This window comes from Arthrobacter sp. 05N425, from assembly GCF_056397125.1.
In genome coordinates, this window is sequence record NZ_JBFTMU010000007.1 from 57,866 (window position 1) to 72,897 (window position 15,032).

Here is a 15,032-nt window from a genome sequence, read left to right on the forward strand (position 1 = left end):
CTTCCGCCGGAAACAGCAACGCGGGGTCACCTCTCGCCCATCCTTTGGCCTCGGATGGGCTGGAAGTGACCCCGCGTTGGTTTTAACCCGGGTGTATTAGACGGCCGGCATCGGCTCGGTGATGTCCGCGACGACGGCGCCGAGCGCCGCGGTGAGCGCGTCGGCGTCGACGAACGCGCTGTAGCCGTGTTCGCCGGCGCCCATCGAGATCCGCCGGCCGGTGATGGTGCTGTCCGCATAGACCGGCCACGGGGAGGTGCTGCCGAGCGGGGTGATCGTGCCGCGCTCGTAGCCGGTCGCCGCGAGGGCGACGTCGGCGCCAGGCAGCGAGAGCTTGTTGACGCCGACCAGCTGGCGGAGCTTGGGCCAGGAGATCTGGCGGTCGCCGGGAACGAGGGCGAAGAGGAAGCTGCCGTCCTTGTGTTTGACCACGAGTGACTTCACGATGTCGCCGGGGGCGATCCCGAGGATACCGGCGGCCTCCTCCAGGCTGCTGGCGGCCAGCCGCTCAACCAGCTCCACCTCAAGTCCGCGCGCGGCGGCGTCGGCGAGGAAACGCTTCCTGCCGGCACCGCCGCCGCGGTCCTGGCCCGAGACGAGCTCGCTCATCAGTCGCGGTACAGCAGCAGGGCTTCGCCCTGGCCGCCGCCGCCGCAGAGCGACACGGCGGCCTTGCCGGTGCCGCGCCGCTTCAGCTCGTGGGCCGCGTGCAGGGCCAGCCGGGCCCCCGAGGCGCCGATCGGGTGGCCCAGGGCGATGGCGCCGCCGTGGATATTGCACTGTTCCAGCGGGTAGTCCAGGTCCTTGAGCGACTGCACGGCCACGGAACCGAAGGCCTCGTTGATCTCGATGAAGTCCAGGTCCCCGGTGGACCAGCCGGCCTTGTCCAGTGCGTTCTTGATCGCATTTGAGGGCTGGGAGTGCAGCGAATTGTCCGGTCCGGCGACCTGCCCGGGCTTGCCGACGACGGCCAGGTAGTCCAGGCCGTGGTCCTCGGCGAACTTCCGCGAGGTGAGGACCAGGGCCGCGGCGCCGTCGGAGAGCGGGGAGGAGTTGCCGGCGGTGATCGTGCCGTCCGTGGCGAAGGCGGCGCGCAGGCCCGCCAAGGATGTGACGGAGGTGTCCGGGCGGATCCCCTCGTCGGTGCCGACCACGATCGGGTCGCCCTTGCGCTGCTTGACGCTGATCGGGGCAATTTCGCCGTCGAACACCCCGTCCTTCGCTGCCGTGGCGGCGCGCTGGTGCGATGCCGCCGCCACTTCGTCCTGGGAGGTGCGGTCGATGCCGAGCGTGACGTTCTTGCTCTCGGTGGACAGGCCCATCGACTGCCCGTCGAAGGCGTCGGTGAGGCCGTCGTGGGCGGCGGCGTCGAGTGCCTGGACCGAGCCGTAGGTCCAGCCCTGCCGCGAGCCGGGCAGCAGGTGCGGCGCCCGGCTCATGGATTCCTGGCCGCCGGCGACGACGACCGTGGCGTCGCCGCTGCGGATCATCCGGGCCGCGTCGATCACGGCGGTGAGGCCGGAGAGGCAGACCTTGTTGATGGTGACGGTGGGGACGTTCCAGCCGATGCCGGCGCCGATGGCGCTCTGCCGGGCCGGGTTCTGGCCCGCGCCGGCCTGCAGGACCTGGCCCATGACCACCGAGTCGACCTGGTCCGGCTTCACTCCGCTGGCGGCCAGGGCCGCCCGGATCGCGTGGGCGCCGAGTTCGACGGCGGTGAAGCTGGCCAACTGCCCGTTGAGCCGCCCCTGCGGGGTGCGGGCGGCGGCGAGGATGACAACATCATTGTTGTCCGCGGAGTTGCTCATGGTTATCTCTTCCGATCTCTAACGATGTCCTCCAAGGCTATCGTGAGCCCCATCACGGAGCCATTCCGCGGAATCGTCCCGGCTGTGGGTGGGCCCGCGGCGAGGCCGTGGGGGAGCGGGGGCCGTGCTTGCATTCACGCCGCAAGTGGGGTAGACAAGTAGGTTGCTTTGCCGTATCGTAGATATTTGCGTCTTCCCTGTTTACCTTCAGCCTTCATATAGCGGTGGGCTTAGCCTGACAGCTGCTCCATCAATGTGCCGTCTACAACGCGCACCAGCATGGGCAGCCGGGTCCCGGGTCATATAGCGGAACCGGACTGGTAGCACTGCGAAGTCACTTCGCAGGGTGCATAACGGGGGAGATCTGAAAACGCCTGAAGGTCTGTGGAAGGATCCCTCTTGGTCGCCTCGAGCACCTCTAATGTAAACAACGCTACCGCTATCAATGCCGACAGCACCGACGGTGCAACCCGCCGGCTCTCCTTCGCAAAGATTCACGAACCGCTTGACGTTCCGAATCTGCTTGCCCTGCAAACCGACAGCTTCGACTGGCTGGTCGGAAACGAACGCTGGCAGGCACGCGTCGCGAAGGCCGTCGAAGAAGGCGACCTCAGCGTCGCCACCACTTCGGGCCTGTCTGACATCTTCGAAGAGATCTCCCCGATCGAGGACTTCCAGGGCACCATGTCCCTGAGCTTCTCCGAGCCGGAGTTCGCTGATCCGAAGTACACCATGGCCGAGTGCAAGGACCGGGACGCTACCTACTCGGCTCCGCTGTACGTCAAGGCCGAATTCATGAACAACAACACGGGCGAAATCAAGCAGCAGACCGTGTTCATGGGTGACTTCCCGCTGATGACCGAGAAGGGCACCTTCGTCGTCAACGGCACCGAGCGTGTCGTCGTGTCCCAGCTGGTCCGTTCCCCGGGCGCCTACTTCGAGCGCACCGCGGACAAGACCAGCGACAAGGACATCTTCACCGCGAAGATCATCCCGTCCCGCGGCGCCTGGTTCGAACTCGAAATCGACAAGCGCGACCAGGTCGGCGTTCGCCTCGACCGCAAGCGCAAGCAGTCCGTCACGGTGCTGCTGAAGGCCCTCGGCTGGACCGAAGGCCAGATCCTCGAAGAGTTCGGCCAGTACGACTCCATGCGCGCAACGCTGGAGAAGGACGCCACCGAAACCCGCGAAGACGCCTTGCTGGACATCTACCGGAAGCTGCGACCGGGCGAGCCGCCCACCGTTGAGGCTGCCCAGTCCCTGCTGGACAACCTGTACTTCAACTCCAAGCGCTACGATCTGGCCAAGGTTGGCCGTTACAAGATCAACCGCAAGCTCGGCATCGACCGCTCCCTTGGCGACAAGGAAGCATCCGTGCTGCACGTTGAAGACATCGTTGCCATGATCAAGTTCCTGGTAGCCCTGCACGCCGGTGAGAAGACCCTCATGGGCAAGCGCGACGGCCAGGACCACGAGCTGCGCGTCGAGATCGACGACATCGACCACTTCGGCAACCGCCGCATCCGCGCCGTCGGCGAGCTCATCGAGAACCAGGTCCGCACCGGCCTGTCCCGCATGGAGCGCGTTGTCCGCGAGCGTATGACGACCCAGGACGTCGAGGCCATCACGCCGCAGACCCTGATCAACATCCGCCCCGTCGTGGCAGCCATCAAGGAGTTCTTCGGAACTTCCCAGCTGTCACAGTTCATGGACCAGAACAACCCGCTCTCGGGCCTCACCCACAAGCGCCGCCTGTCCGCGCTTGGTCCGGGTGGTCTGTCCCGTGACCGTGCCGGCATGGAAGTTCGTGACGTGCACCCGTCCCACTACGGACGTATGTGCCCCATCGAAACTCCTGAAGGCCCGAACATCGGTCTGATCGGTTCGCTGGCTTCCTACGGACGCATCAACCCGTTCGGTTTCATCGAGACCCCGTACCGTCTGGTCTCCGAGGGTGTCGTGTCCGATGAGGTCCAGTACCTCACCGCCGACGACGAGGCCGAGGTGCTGATCGCACAGGCCAACGCCCCGCTGGACGAGAACAAGCGTTTCGCCGAAGAGACCGTGCTGGTCCGTGCCCGCGGTGGTGGAGGCGAGCCCGTGCTGGTTCCCGCCGCCGACGTCGAGTTCATGGACGTTTCCCCGCGCCAGATGGTGTCCGTGGCTACCGCCCTGATCCCGTTCCTCGAGCATGACGATGCCAACCGTGCACTCATGGGTGCCAACATGCAGCGCCAGGCTGTCCCGCTGGTCCGCTCCGAGGCGCCGTTCGTCGGCACCGGCATGGAGCGCGCCGCCGCCGTCGACGCCGGTGACGTAGTCATCGCGAAGAAGGCCGGTGTGGTCACCGAGGTTTCCGCCGAGCTCGTCATCATGCTCAACGACGACGGCACGGAGACCAACTACCGGATCAACAAGTTCGCCCGCTCCAACCAGGGCAACTGCTACAACCACCGTGTCCTGGTGAACGAAGGCCAGCGCCTGGAGGTCGGCGGCATCATCGCTGACGGCCCGGCAACGGACCAGGGCGAGCTCGCCCTCGGTAAGAACCTGCTCGTGGCATTCATGTCATGGGAAGGCCACAACTTCGAGGATGCCATCATCCTGTCGCAGCGGATCGTGGCCGAGGACGTCCTGTCCTCGATCCACATCGAGGAGCACGAGATCGACGCCCGCGACACCAAGCTTGGTGCCGAGGAAATCACCCGTGACATCCCGAACGTGTCCGAGGAAGTCCTGGCAGGCCTGGACGAGCGCGGCATCATCCACATCGGTGCCGAGGTCGAAGCCGGCGACATCCTGGTAGGTAAGGTCACCCCCAAGGGCGAGACCGAGCTGACCCCGGAAGAGCGCCTGCTGCGCGCCATCTTCGGTGAGAAGTCCCGCGAAGTGCGCGACACCTCGCTGAAGGTTCCGCACGGCGAGTCCGGCACCGTGATCGGTGTCCGCGTCTTCGACCGCGACAACGACGACGAGCTGCCCCCGGGCGTCAACCAGCTGGTGCGCGTCTACGTGGCCGCCAAGCGCAAGATCACCGACGGCGACAAGCTCGCCGGCCGTCACGGCAACAAGGGTGTTATCTCCAAGATCCTTCCGATCGAGGACATGCCCTTCCTTGCCGACGGCACCCCCGTTGATATTGTCCTGAACCCGCTGGGTGTCCCGGGCCGTATGAACGTCGGCCAGGTGCTCGAAACGCACCTCGGCTGGGTTGCCAAGACCGGTTGGAAGATCGAGGGCGAGCCCGAGTGGGTCAAGCAGCTGCCGAACCTGCCGCGTGAGAGTGGCCAGACCACTGTCGCAACGCCGGTCTTCGACGGTGCTCGTGAAGAGGAAATCACGGGCCTGCTCGACTCCACCAACGTCACCCGCGACGGCGACCGCCTGATCAACTCTTCGGGCAAGACCCGCCTGTTTGACGGCCGCTCCGGCGAGCCGTTCCCGGATCCGATCTCGGTCGGCTACATGTACATCCTGAAGCTCCACCACCTGGTGGACGACAAGATCCACGCGCGCTCCACCGGCCCGTACTCCATGATCACGCAGCAGCCGCTGGGTGGTAAGGCACAGTTCGGTGGCCAGCGCTTCGGTGAAATGGAAGTGTGGGCGCTCGAAGCCTATGGCGCCGCCTACACGCTCCAGGAGCTCCTCACGATCAAGTCGGATGATATCCACGGTCGTGTGAAGGTCTACGAAGCCATCGTCAAGGGCGAGAACATCCCGGAGCCGGGCGTTCCTGAGTCCTTCAAGGTCTTGATCAAGGAAATGCAGTCGCTGTGCCTGAACGTGGAAGTTCTTTCCACGGACGGAACCACAATTGAAATGCGTGACTCTGATGACGCAGTCTTCACGGCTGCGGAAGAACTGGGCATCGATCTGTCTCGTGCAGAGCCCAGTTCCGTAGAAGAGGTTTAGCAGGCGGGGTCCGACGGCGGGTCACCACCCGCCGTCGGACGCCACCTCCCTCTTCCCGTAACCCAAGACTTCAGAATTTAGAGAACAAGAGAGAACAGGGACCATATGTCCAGCGAATCCTCCTTCGGCCTCATGCAGATCGGCCTCGCCACCGCGGAAGACATCCGTGGCTGGTCTTACGGCGAGGTTAAGAAGCCGGAAACCATCAACTACCGCACGCTCAAGCCCGAGAAGGACGGCCTCTTCTGCGAGAAGATCTTCGGCCCGTCCCGCGACTGGGAATGCTACTGCGGTAAGTACAAGCGCGTGCGCTTCAAGGGCATCATCTGCGAGCGGTGTGGCGTTGAGGTCACCCGTGCCAAGGTGCGCCGTGAGCGCATGGGCCACATCGAGCTGGCCGCCCCGGTCACGCACATCTGGTACTTCAAGGGTGTCCCGTCCCGCCTGGGCTACCTCCTTGACCTGGCGCCGAAGGACCTCGAAAAGGTCATCTACTTCGCCGCCTACATGATCACCAGCGTCGACGCTGATGCCCGTCACGAGGAACTGCCCAACCTCCAGGTTGAGCACGACATCGAGAAGAAGCAGCTGATCGACAACCGCGACTCCGACATCGCCACGATCGCCCGCGACCTCGAAAACGAGATCGCGCGGCTCGAGGGTGAAGGTGCCAAGGCCGCCGACAAGAAGAAGGCCCGCGACTCCGCCGACCGCCAGATGGCCAACGTCCGCAAGCGCGCGGATGCTGAGATCGAGCGCCTCGAGCAGGTCTGGGACCGCTTCAAGAACCTCAAGGTCGCCGACCTCGAAGGTGACGAGGGCCTGTACCGCGAGCTGCGTGACCGCTACGGCATGTTCTTCGAAGGCTCCATGGGTGCCGAGGCCATCAAGAAGCGTCTTGAGAGCTTCGACATGCAGGCCGAGTCGGACCTGCTGCGCGACATCATCGCCAACGGCAAGGGCCAGCGCAAGACCCGCGCCCTGAAGCGGCTCAAGGTGGTCAACGCGTTCCTGACCACCAACAACAGCCCGCTCGGCATGGTGCTGGACGCCGTCCCGGTGATCCCGCCGGAACTGCGTCCGATGGTCCAGCTGGACGGTGGCCGCTTCGCGACCTCCGACCTCAATGACCTGTACCGCCGCGTGATCAACCGCAACAACCGCCTCAAGCGCCTGCTTGACCTCGGTGCCCCGGAGATCATCGTCAACAACGAGAAGCGCATGCTTCAGGAAGCTGTTGACAGCCTCTTCGACAACGGCCGCCGCGGCCGTCCGGTCACCGGACCGGGCAACCGCCCGCTGAAGTCCCTGAGCGACATGCTCAAGGGCAAGCAGGGTCGTTTCCGCCAGAACCTCCTGGGTAAGCGCGTCGACTACTCGGGCCGTTCCGTGATCGTCGTCGGCCCGCAGCTGAAGCTGCACCAGTGTGGCCTGCCGAAGCAGATGGCACTGGAGCTCTTCAAGCCGTTCGTGATGAAGCGCCTGGTTGACCTCAACCACGCACAGAACATCAAGTCGGCCAAGCGCATGGTCGAGCGCTACCGCCCGCAGGTCTGGGACGTGCTCGAAGAGATCATCACCGAGCACCCCGTGCTGCTGAACCGTGCACCTACCCTGCACCGTCTCGGCATCCAGGCGTTCGAGCCGCAGCTTGTTGAAGGCAAGGCAATCCAGCTCCACCCGCTGGTTTGTGGCGCCTTCAACGCCGACTTCGACGGCGACCAGATGGCAGTCCACCTGCCGCTGAGCCCCGAAGCCCAGGCCGAAGCCCGGATCCTGATGCTGTCCTCGAACAACATCCTGAAGCCGTCCGACGGCCGCCCGGTGACCCTGCCCTCGCAGGATATGATCATCGGTCTCTACCACCTGACCACCAAGCGTGTCGGTTCAGCTGGCGAAGGCCGGATCTTCTCCTCCGTTTCGGAAGCCATCATGGCGTTCGACCTGCACGAGCTGCACCTGAACTCCAAGGTCAAGATCCGGCTCGAGGACTTCGTTCCTTACGCCGGCTGGGAAGCTCCCGAAGGCTGGGAGCCGGGTCAGACCGCACTGGTCGAAACCTCCCTCGGCCAGGTCATCTTCAACCAGACGCTGCCCGCGGACTACCCGTGGGTTGAGGCTGTTGCCGACAAGGGCGAGCTGTCCCGGATCGTCAACGACCTCGCCGAGCGCTACCCGAAGGTCGTCACGGCGGCAACGCTGGACAACCTGAAGGACGCCGGTTTCTACTGGGCAACCCGCTCGGGCGTCACCGTCGCCATCTCGGACATCGAGGTGCCCACGGACAAGCCGCAGATCCTCGCCGGTTACGAGACCATGGCCGCCAAGATCCAGGGCCAGTACGACAAGGGCCTGATCGACGACGACGAGCGTCGCCAGGAACTGATCGAGATCTGGAACAAGGCAACGAACGAGATCGCCCAGGCGATGCGTGACAGCCTGTCCCCGATGAACACCATCAACCGCATGGTGTCCTCCGGTGCCCGTGGTAACTGGATGCAGGTCCGTCAGATCGCGGGTATCCGTGGCCTGGTGGCCAACCCGAAGGGCGAGATCATCCCGCGTCCGATCAAGTCCTCCTACCGCGAGGGCCTGTCGGTGCTGGAATACTTCATCGCCACGCACGGTGCCCGTAAGGGTCTGGCCGATACCGCACTGCGTACCGCCAACTCGGGTTACCTGACCCGTCGTCTGGTGGATGTTTCGCAGGACGTCATCGTCCGTGAAGAGGACTGCGGCACCGAACGCGGCCTCGTTACCCCGATCGCGGTGGCTGACGCCAACGGCGAGCTGGTCCTGGACGAAAACGTCGAGAACAGCGCGTACGCCCGCACCCTGGCCGTGGACGTCGTTGACGCCAAGGGCAAGGTCCTGGCGGCGGCCGGCACTGACTGCGGCGACGTCGTCATTGCCGAACTGTTCGCAGCCGGCATTACCGAGGTCAAGGTCCGCTCCGTACTCACCTGTGAGTCCAGCGTCGGCACCTGCGCCCTGTGCTACGGCCGTTCGCTGGCCACCGGCAAGACCGTGGACATCGGCGAGGCCGTGGGCATCATCGCCGCACAGTCCATCGGTGAGCCGGGTACCCAGCTGACCATGCGTACCTTCCACACCGGTGGTGCTGTCTCCGCCGGCGGTGGCGACGACATCACCCAGGGTCTGCCCCGTATCCAGGAGCTCTTCGAAGCCCGTACTCCGAAGGGTGTCGCACCGATTGCTGAAGCAGCCGGCCGCATCACCATCGAAGAGTCCGAGCGCCAGATGCGCCTGGTCATCACCCCGGATGACGGGTCCGAAGAGATCGCCTACCCGGTGCTGCGCCGTTCACGTCTTCTCATCGAAGACGGCGAGCACGTCAGTGTCGGACAGAAGCTCATCAACGGTCCGGTCGACCCCAAGCAGGTTCTGCGCATCATGGGCCCCCGTGCCGCGCAGAAGTTCCTGGTTGACGAAGTCCAGGGCGTGTACCGCAGCCAGGGCATCGGTATCCACGACAAGCACGTCGAGGTTATCGTCCGCCAGATGCTGCGCCGCGTCACGGTCATCGAGTCCGGTGAATCGGATCTGCTGCCCGGCGAGCTCGCCGAGCGCAGCCGCTTCGAGGATGCCAACCGCCGCGTGGTCTCCGAGGGCAAGACGCCGGCCTCCGGCCGTCCCGAGCTCATGGGTATCACCAAGGCGTCCCTGGCGACCGAGTCCTGGCTGTCCGCAGCTTCCTTCCAGGAGACCACCCGCGTCCTGACGCAGGCGGCCATGGAAGGCAAGAGCGATCCGCTGCTCGGCCTCAAGGAAAACGTCATCATCGGTAAGCTCATCCCGGCCGGCACGGGTCTCCCGCGCTACACCGAGGTCACGGTGGAGCCGACTGAAGAAGCGAAGGCCAATCTGTTCACCGGCCCGAGCGCGTTCAGCGACTTCTCCTACGACTCCCTGGGCGGCGACGGAGCTCCTGAGTTCCACGCCATCCCGCTGGATGACTACGATCTGGGCAGCGACTTCCGCTAACCGCCACGGCGGCCCCTCCGGGCCGTCGTAGCTCTGCCAGGGATGGTCCCGCACCGCAAGGTGCGGGACCATCCCCGTTTAACCCGCAGCCTGCCGCGTCCCCGGTGCCAGCGCCTCCGGCCCCTGGTCAGTCGGTTGCTCCGATGCCGCCCTTTTCGGGCCCCGGAAGGGCCGTATCTCAGCACTCGACGGCGGGAGGCGGCCGGCGGCGGATGGGCCCGAAAGCCCGCCGATTAAGGGCTGGGGGCCGTCCGTGTTAGACTTGAGACTAATTGTTATTGTGGCAGTGGATGAGTGCGCCGGTTGCAGCCGAAAGGTTCAATCAGGACGACGTTTCCGGTTTGCAGGGTTCTTGTGCAACGTATGCCACATTTTCGCATGCCTAGGGGCAGTCCAGGATGAGAGTCCGGAGGCCCGGTATGCGGTCCGACTATTAAGGCTTCGCCTCAGCTGCTCTGGAGAGAACTTCAAAGCTCGAGCGGCGAGGCGAAGCGACAAGAGAGCGGCCGTCAACGACCGCTCCGGATAAAACGGAGAACACGAGAGTGCCTACGATTAACCAGCTGGTCCGCAAGGGCCGCACGCCTAAGGTCAAGAAGACCAAGGCTCCCGCGCTTAACGGCAGCCCCATGCGCCGCGGTGTCTGCACCCGCGTTTACACGACGACCCCGAAGAAGCCGAACTCGGCTCTCCGTAAGGTTGCCCGCGTGCGCCTCAACGGCGGCGTTGAAGTCACCGCCTACATCCCCGGTGTTGGCCACAACCTGCAGGAGCACTCCATTGTGCTCGTCCGTGGCGGCCGTGTTAAGGACCTTCCGGGTGTCCGTTACAAGATCGTCCGTGGCGCCCTCGATACCCAGGGTGTGAAGAACCGTAAGCAGGCCCGCAGCCGCTACGGCGCAAAGATGGAGAAGAAGTAATATGCCTCGCAAGGGTCCGGCCCCCAAGCGGCCGCTAGTACTAGATCCCGTTTACGGCTCCCCGCTGGTCACTCAGCTGATCAACAAGGTGCTGGTTGACGGCAAGAAGTCCACCGCAGAGCGCATCGTCTACGGTGCACTCGAAGGCGCGCGCGCCAAGTCCGGCGGCGACCCGGTTGCAGCCCTCAAGAAGGCCATGGACAACGTCAAGCCTTCCCTCGAGGTCCGCTCCCGCCGCGTCGGTGGCGCCACCTACCAGGTTCCCGTCGAGGTCAAGCCGGGCCGTTCCACGGCCCTCGCCCTCCGCTGGCTGGTTGGCTACTCCAAGGCCCGCCGCGAAAAGACGATGACCGAGCGCCTCCAGAACGAAATCCTGGATGCCTCGAACGGTCTCGGAGCCGCTGTGAAGCGTCGCGAAGACACCCACAAGATGGCCGAGTCCAACAAGGCCTTCGCACACTACCGCTGGTAATACTTCCCGGACGCCGCCGGCTCAACCGAGTCGGCGGCGAACGTGCAGTCCATCCGAAAGGGAGACACCGTGGCACAGGACGTGCTTACCGACCTTAGCAAGGTCCGCAATATCGGCATCATGGCCCACATTGATGCCGGCAAGACCACTACTACCGAGCGCATCCTGTTCTACACGGGTGTGAACCACAAGATCGGCGAAACGCACGACGGCGCGTCGACCACCGACTGGATGGAACAGGAGAAGGAACGCGGCATCACCATCACGTCTGCCGCCGTGACCTGCTTCTGGGAAAACAACCAGATCAACATCATTGACACCCCCGGCCACGTTGACTTCACGGTTGAGGTTGAGCGCTCCCTGCGCGTCCTCGACGGTGCAGTCGCCGTGTTCGACGGCAAGGAAGGTGTGGAGCCGCAGTCCGAGACTGTTTGGCGCCAGGCCGACAAGTACAACGTCCCGCGCATCTGCTTCGTCAACAAGATGGACAAGCTCGGCGCTGACTTCTACTTCACCGTCGACACCATCGTCAGCCGCCTCGGTGCCAAGCCGCTCGTCATGCAGCTGCCGATCGGCGCCGAGAACGACTTCATCGGCGTCGTCGACCTGCTGTACATGCGTGCACTGGTCTGGCCCGGCGACTCCAAGGGTGACGTCACCATGGGTGCCAAGTACGAGATCCAGGAGATCCCGGCTGACCTCAAGGAAAAGGCCGAAGAGTACCGCGCAACGCTCGTTGAGACCGTTGCAGAGTCCTCCGAAGAGCTCATGGAGAAGTACCTCGAGGGCGAAGAGATTTCGATCGACGAGCTCAAGGCCGGCATCCGCAAGATGACGATCAACTCCGAGCTCTACCCGGTCTTCTGTGGTTCCGCGTTCAAGAACCGCGGCGTCCAGCCGATGCTCGACGCCGTCGTGGACTACCTGCCGAACCCGCTCGACGTCCCCCCGATGATCGGTCACGATCCTCGCGACGAAGAGAAGGAACTGACCCGTAAGCCTTCCGCTGACGAGCCGTTCTCCGCACTGGCGTTCAAGATCGCCGCGCACCCCTTCTTCGGCCAGCTCACCTTCATCCGCGTGTACTCCGGTCACGTGGAAGCAGGCGCACAGGTGGTCAACTCCACCAAGGGCAAGAAGGAGCGCATCGGCAAGCTGTTCCAGATGCACGCCAACAAGGAAATGCCGGTTGACGGCGCTACCGCTGGCCACATCTACGCAGCGATCGGCCTGAAGGACACCACCACGGGCGACACCCTGTGCGATTCTTCGAACCAGATCGTCCTCGAGTCCATGAGCTTCCCGGAGCCCGTGATCTCGGTCGCGATCGAGCCGAACACTAAGGGTGACCAGGAGAAGCTCTCCACGGCCATCCAGAAGCTCTCCGCTGAGGACCCGACCTTCCAGGTCTCCCTCAACGAAGACACCGGCCAGACCATCATCGCCGGCATGGGCGAGCTCCACCTGGACATCCTGGTGGACCGCATGCGCCGCGAATTCAAGGTCGAGGCAAACGTGGGCAAGCCCCAGGTTGCCTACCGCGAAACCATCAAGCGTGCTGTAGAGCGTCACGACTACACGCACAAGAAGCAGACCGGTGGTTCGGGCCAGTTCGCAAAGATCCAGATCGCCATCGAGCCGCTGGACACGTCCGAAGGCGAGATGTACCAGTTCGAGAACAAGGTCACCGGTGGCCGCGTTCCGCGCGAATACATCCCGTCCGTTGACGCTGGTATCCAGGATGCGCTGAACGACGGCGTCCTGGCCGGATACCCGGTTGTCGGCATCAAGGCGACGCTGATTGACGGCGCTTACCACGATGTTGACTCCTCGGAAATGGCGTTCAAGATCGCCGGACGTATGGCTTTCAAGGAAGCCGCACGCAAGGCGAACCCCGTCCTGCTTGAACCGCTGATGGATGTCGAGGTCCGCACCCCTGAGGAATACATGGGTGAAGTTATCGGTGACCTCAACTCCCGCCGTGGCCAGATGCAGTCCATGGAAGATGCCCAGGGCGTCAAGGTCATTCGCGCGCACGTCCCGCTGTCCGGCATGTTCGGCTACATCGGTGACCTGCGTTCGAAGACCCAGGGCCGCGCTGTGTACTCCATGACGTTCAACAGCTACGCCGAGGTCCCGAAGGCAGTTGCCGACGAGATCATCCAGAAGAGCCGCGGCGAGTAGTCCGCAAGGACTTCCCGCAGCAGCGAAAACACTCGGGTGCGTTTCCTCAATAGGAGATTCACCTGGTGCTGGCGGCCGGCCCCGGTCGGACGCAGTCCAGCCGGGCACCGGCCGCCAGCACGAACAGGCTCGAGGGACTAGTATTAGTTCCTGAATCTGCAATTTCACCAATCCAAAGCCCCCCAAGTAGACTTACTGGAGTTTCAGCCGCGACAAGCGCGGTCGAAGGGTAAGTCATTTGAAAACGTTCTAGGAGGAACCTGTGGCAAAGGCAAAGTTCGAGCGGACTAAGCCGCACGTTAACATCGGTACCATTGGTCACGTTGACCACGGTAAGACGACGCTGACGGCCGCCATTTCCAAGGTGCTGTACGACAAGTACCCGACTCTCAACGAGAAGCGTGACTTCGCGTCGATTGACTCTGCACCCGAAGAGCGTCAGCGCGGCATTACCATCAACATCTCCCACGTTGAGTACCAGACCGAGAAGCGCCACTACGCACACGTAGACGCTCCGGGTCACGCTGACTACATCAAGAACATGATCACCGGCGCTGCTCAGATGGACGGTGCAATCCTCGTGGTTGCCGCCACTGACGGCCCGATGGCCCAGACCCGCGAGCACGTTCTGCTCGCCCGCCAGGTTGGTGTTCCCTACCTGCTGGTGGCACTGAACAAGGCTGACATGGTCGATGACGAGGAACTCCTCGACCTCGTCGAAATGGAAGTTCGTGAGCTCCTGAGCTCGCAGGGCTTCGATGGCGACGAAGCACCGGTTGTCCGCGTTTCGGGCCTGAAGGCTCTGGAAGGCGACCCGGAGTGGGTCAAGTCCGTTGAGGACCTGATGGCTGCTGTCGACGAGTCCGTTCCGGACCCGGTACGTGACCGTGACAAGCCGTTCCTGATGCCGATCGAAGACGTCTTCACGATCACCGGCCGTGGCACCGTTGTTACGGGCCGCGCCGAGCGTGGAACCCTCGCGATCAACTCTGAGGTCGAGATCGTCGGCATCCGCCCGGTCCAGAAGACCACGGTTACCGGTATCGAGATGTTCCACAAGCAGCTCGACGAAGCATGGGCCGGCGAGAACTGTGGCCTCCTGCTCCGCGGTCTGAAGCGCGACGATGTCGAGCGTGGCCAGGTTGTCGTCAAGCCGGGTTCCATCACCCCGCACACCGACTTCGAGGCTAACGTCTACATCCTCTCCAAGGACGAAGGCGGACGTCACAACCCGTTCTACTCCAACTACCGCCCGCAGTTCTACTTCCGCACCACGGACGTAACCGGCGTTATCACCCTGCCGGAAGGCACGGAAATGGTTATGCCCGGCGACAACACTGAGATGACCGTTGCGCTCATCCAGCCGATCGCAATGGAAGAGGGCCTCGGCTTCGCAATCCGCGAAGGCGGCCGCACCGTTGGTTCGGGACGCGTCACCAAGATCATCAAGTAGTCCTTGCTGATCTGAGCTTGAACTCCTGATCGGCGGCCGCCTGGCGGCCTCCGTGACGAAAAGGAACAGCCCCGCTGCACTGCAGCGGGGCTGTTCCTTTTAAGTGCCTGCTACGGTTGCAGGTGAAGAGAGGAGACCGGCATGGAATGGATCATTTTCCTGGTGGTAATTGCCGCCGGCGTCGGTGGCGGGCTGTGGGCCAAGAAATACTTCCGGCACGAGATCGAGCGTGCAAAACGCATCGACCGCGCCAACAAGAACAAGTAGCGGGGCAT

General features: G+C 63.7%; 9 protein-coding genes. 7 read left to right on the top strand and 2 right to left on the bottom strand.

The genetic code is table 11. The features are described from left to right. Window positions 1–96: 96 nt before the first annotated feature. Both AC1DGE_RS11170 and AC1DGE_RS11175 read right to left on the bottom strand, forming a co-directional pair. Window positions 97–609, bottom strand: a complete 513-nt coding sequence (locus AC1DGE_RS11170) for an aminoacyl-tRNA deacylase (RefSeq protein ID WP_441417030.1) — start codon at window positions 607–609, stop codon at window positions 97–99. After that, complete coding sequence (locus AC1DGE_RS11175) at window positions 609–1,808, bottom strand: acetyl-CoA C-acetyltransferase (protein ID WP_476917471.1); 1,200 nt, start codon at window positions 1,806–1,808, stop codon at window positions 609–611. Before AC1DGE_RS11175 ends, AC1DGE_RS11170 begins: the two co-directional genes overlap by 1 nt. Before the next feature lie 399 nt (window positions 1,809–2,207). Here AC1DGE_RS11175 and rpoB point away from each other — a divergent pair, with 399 nt between their 5' ends. The 7 genes from rpoB (at window position 2,208) to AC1DGE_RS11210 (ending at window position 15,024) form a co-directional block, all read left to right on the top strand. Next, window positions 2,208–5,723 (top strand): DNA-directed RNA polymerase subunit beta, encoded by a 3,516-nt coding sequence (gene rpoB, locus AC1DGE_RS11180; RefSeq protein WP_138768564.1) that lies wholly within the window; start codon window positions 2,208–2,210, stop codon window positions 5,721–5,723. Window positions 5,724–5,828: 105 nt separating this feature from the next. Beyond that, window positions 5,829–9,728, top strand: coding sequence for a DNA-directed RNA polymerase subunit beta' (locus AC1DGE_RS11185; RefSeq protein ID WP_476892119.1), 3,900 nt, complete (start codon window positions 5,829–5,831; stop codon window positions 9,726–9,728). Between the two features lie 545 nt (window positions 9,729–10,273). Continuing rightward, a complete protein-coding gene (gene rpsL, locus AC1DGE_RS11190) occupies window positions 10,274–10,648 on the top strand; it encodes a 30S ribosomal protein S12 (RefSeq protein WP_011692814.1) in 375 nt (124 codons plus the stop codon). 1 nt (window position 10,649) lies between these two features. Further along, entirely contained in the window at window positions 10,650–11,120 is a 471-nt protein-coding gene (gene rpsG / locus AC1DGE_RS11195; RefSeq protein ID WP_026531948.1) for a 30S ribosomal protein S7, read from the top strand. A 69-nt stretch (window positions 11,121–11,189) separates the two neighbouring features. Then, a complete protein-coding gene (gene fusA / locus AC1DGE_RS11200; RefSeq protein WP_138768566.1) occupies window positions 11,190–13,304 on the top strand; it encodes an elongation factor G in 2,115 nt (704 codons plus the stop codon). 262 nt (window positions 13,305–13,566) lie between these two features. After that, the gene (gene tuf, locus AC1DGE_RS11205) at window positions 13,567–14,757 is read left to right on the top strand and encodes an elongation factor Tu (RefSeq protein WP_003803827.1); all 1,191 of its coding nucleotides are present in this window, start codon (window positions 13,567–13,569) and stop codon (window positions 14,755–14,757) included. Between the two features lie 141 nt (window positions 14,758–14,898). After that, window positions 14,899–15,024, top strand: a complete 126-nt coding sequence (locus AC1DGE_RS11210) for a hypothetical protein (protein ID WP_441417033.1) — start codon at window positions 14,899–14,901, stop codon at window positions 15,022–15,024. Window positions 15,025–15,032 lie beyond the last annotated feature (8 nt).

Bases quoted from the DNA above. Each gene is read 5' to 3' on its own strand.
- AC1DGE_RS11170 (WP_441417030.1), bottom strand. From the start codon at position 609: ATGAGCGAGCTCGTCTCGGGCCAGGACCGCGGCGGCGGTGCCGGCAGG.
- AC1DGE_RS11175 (WP_476917471.1), bottom strand. From the start codon at position 1,808: ATGAGCAACTCCGCGGACAACAATGATGTTGTCATCCTCGCCGCCGCC.
- AC1DGE_RS11185 (WP_476892119.1), top strand. From the start codon at position 5,829: ATGTCCAGCGAATCCTCCTTCGGCCTCATGCAGATCGGCCTCGCCACC.
- rpsG (WP_026531948.1), top strand. From the start codon at position 10,650: ATGCCTCGCAAGGGTCCGGCCCCCAAGCGGCCGCTAGTACTAGATCCC.
- AC1DGE_RS11210 (WP_441417033.1), top strand. From the start codon at position 14,899: ATGGAATGGATCATTTTCCTGGTGGTAATTGCCGCCGGCGTCGGTGGC.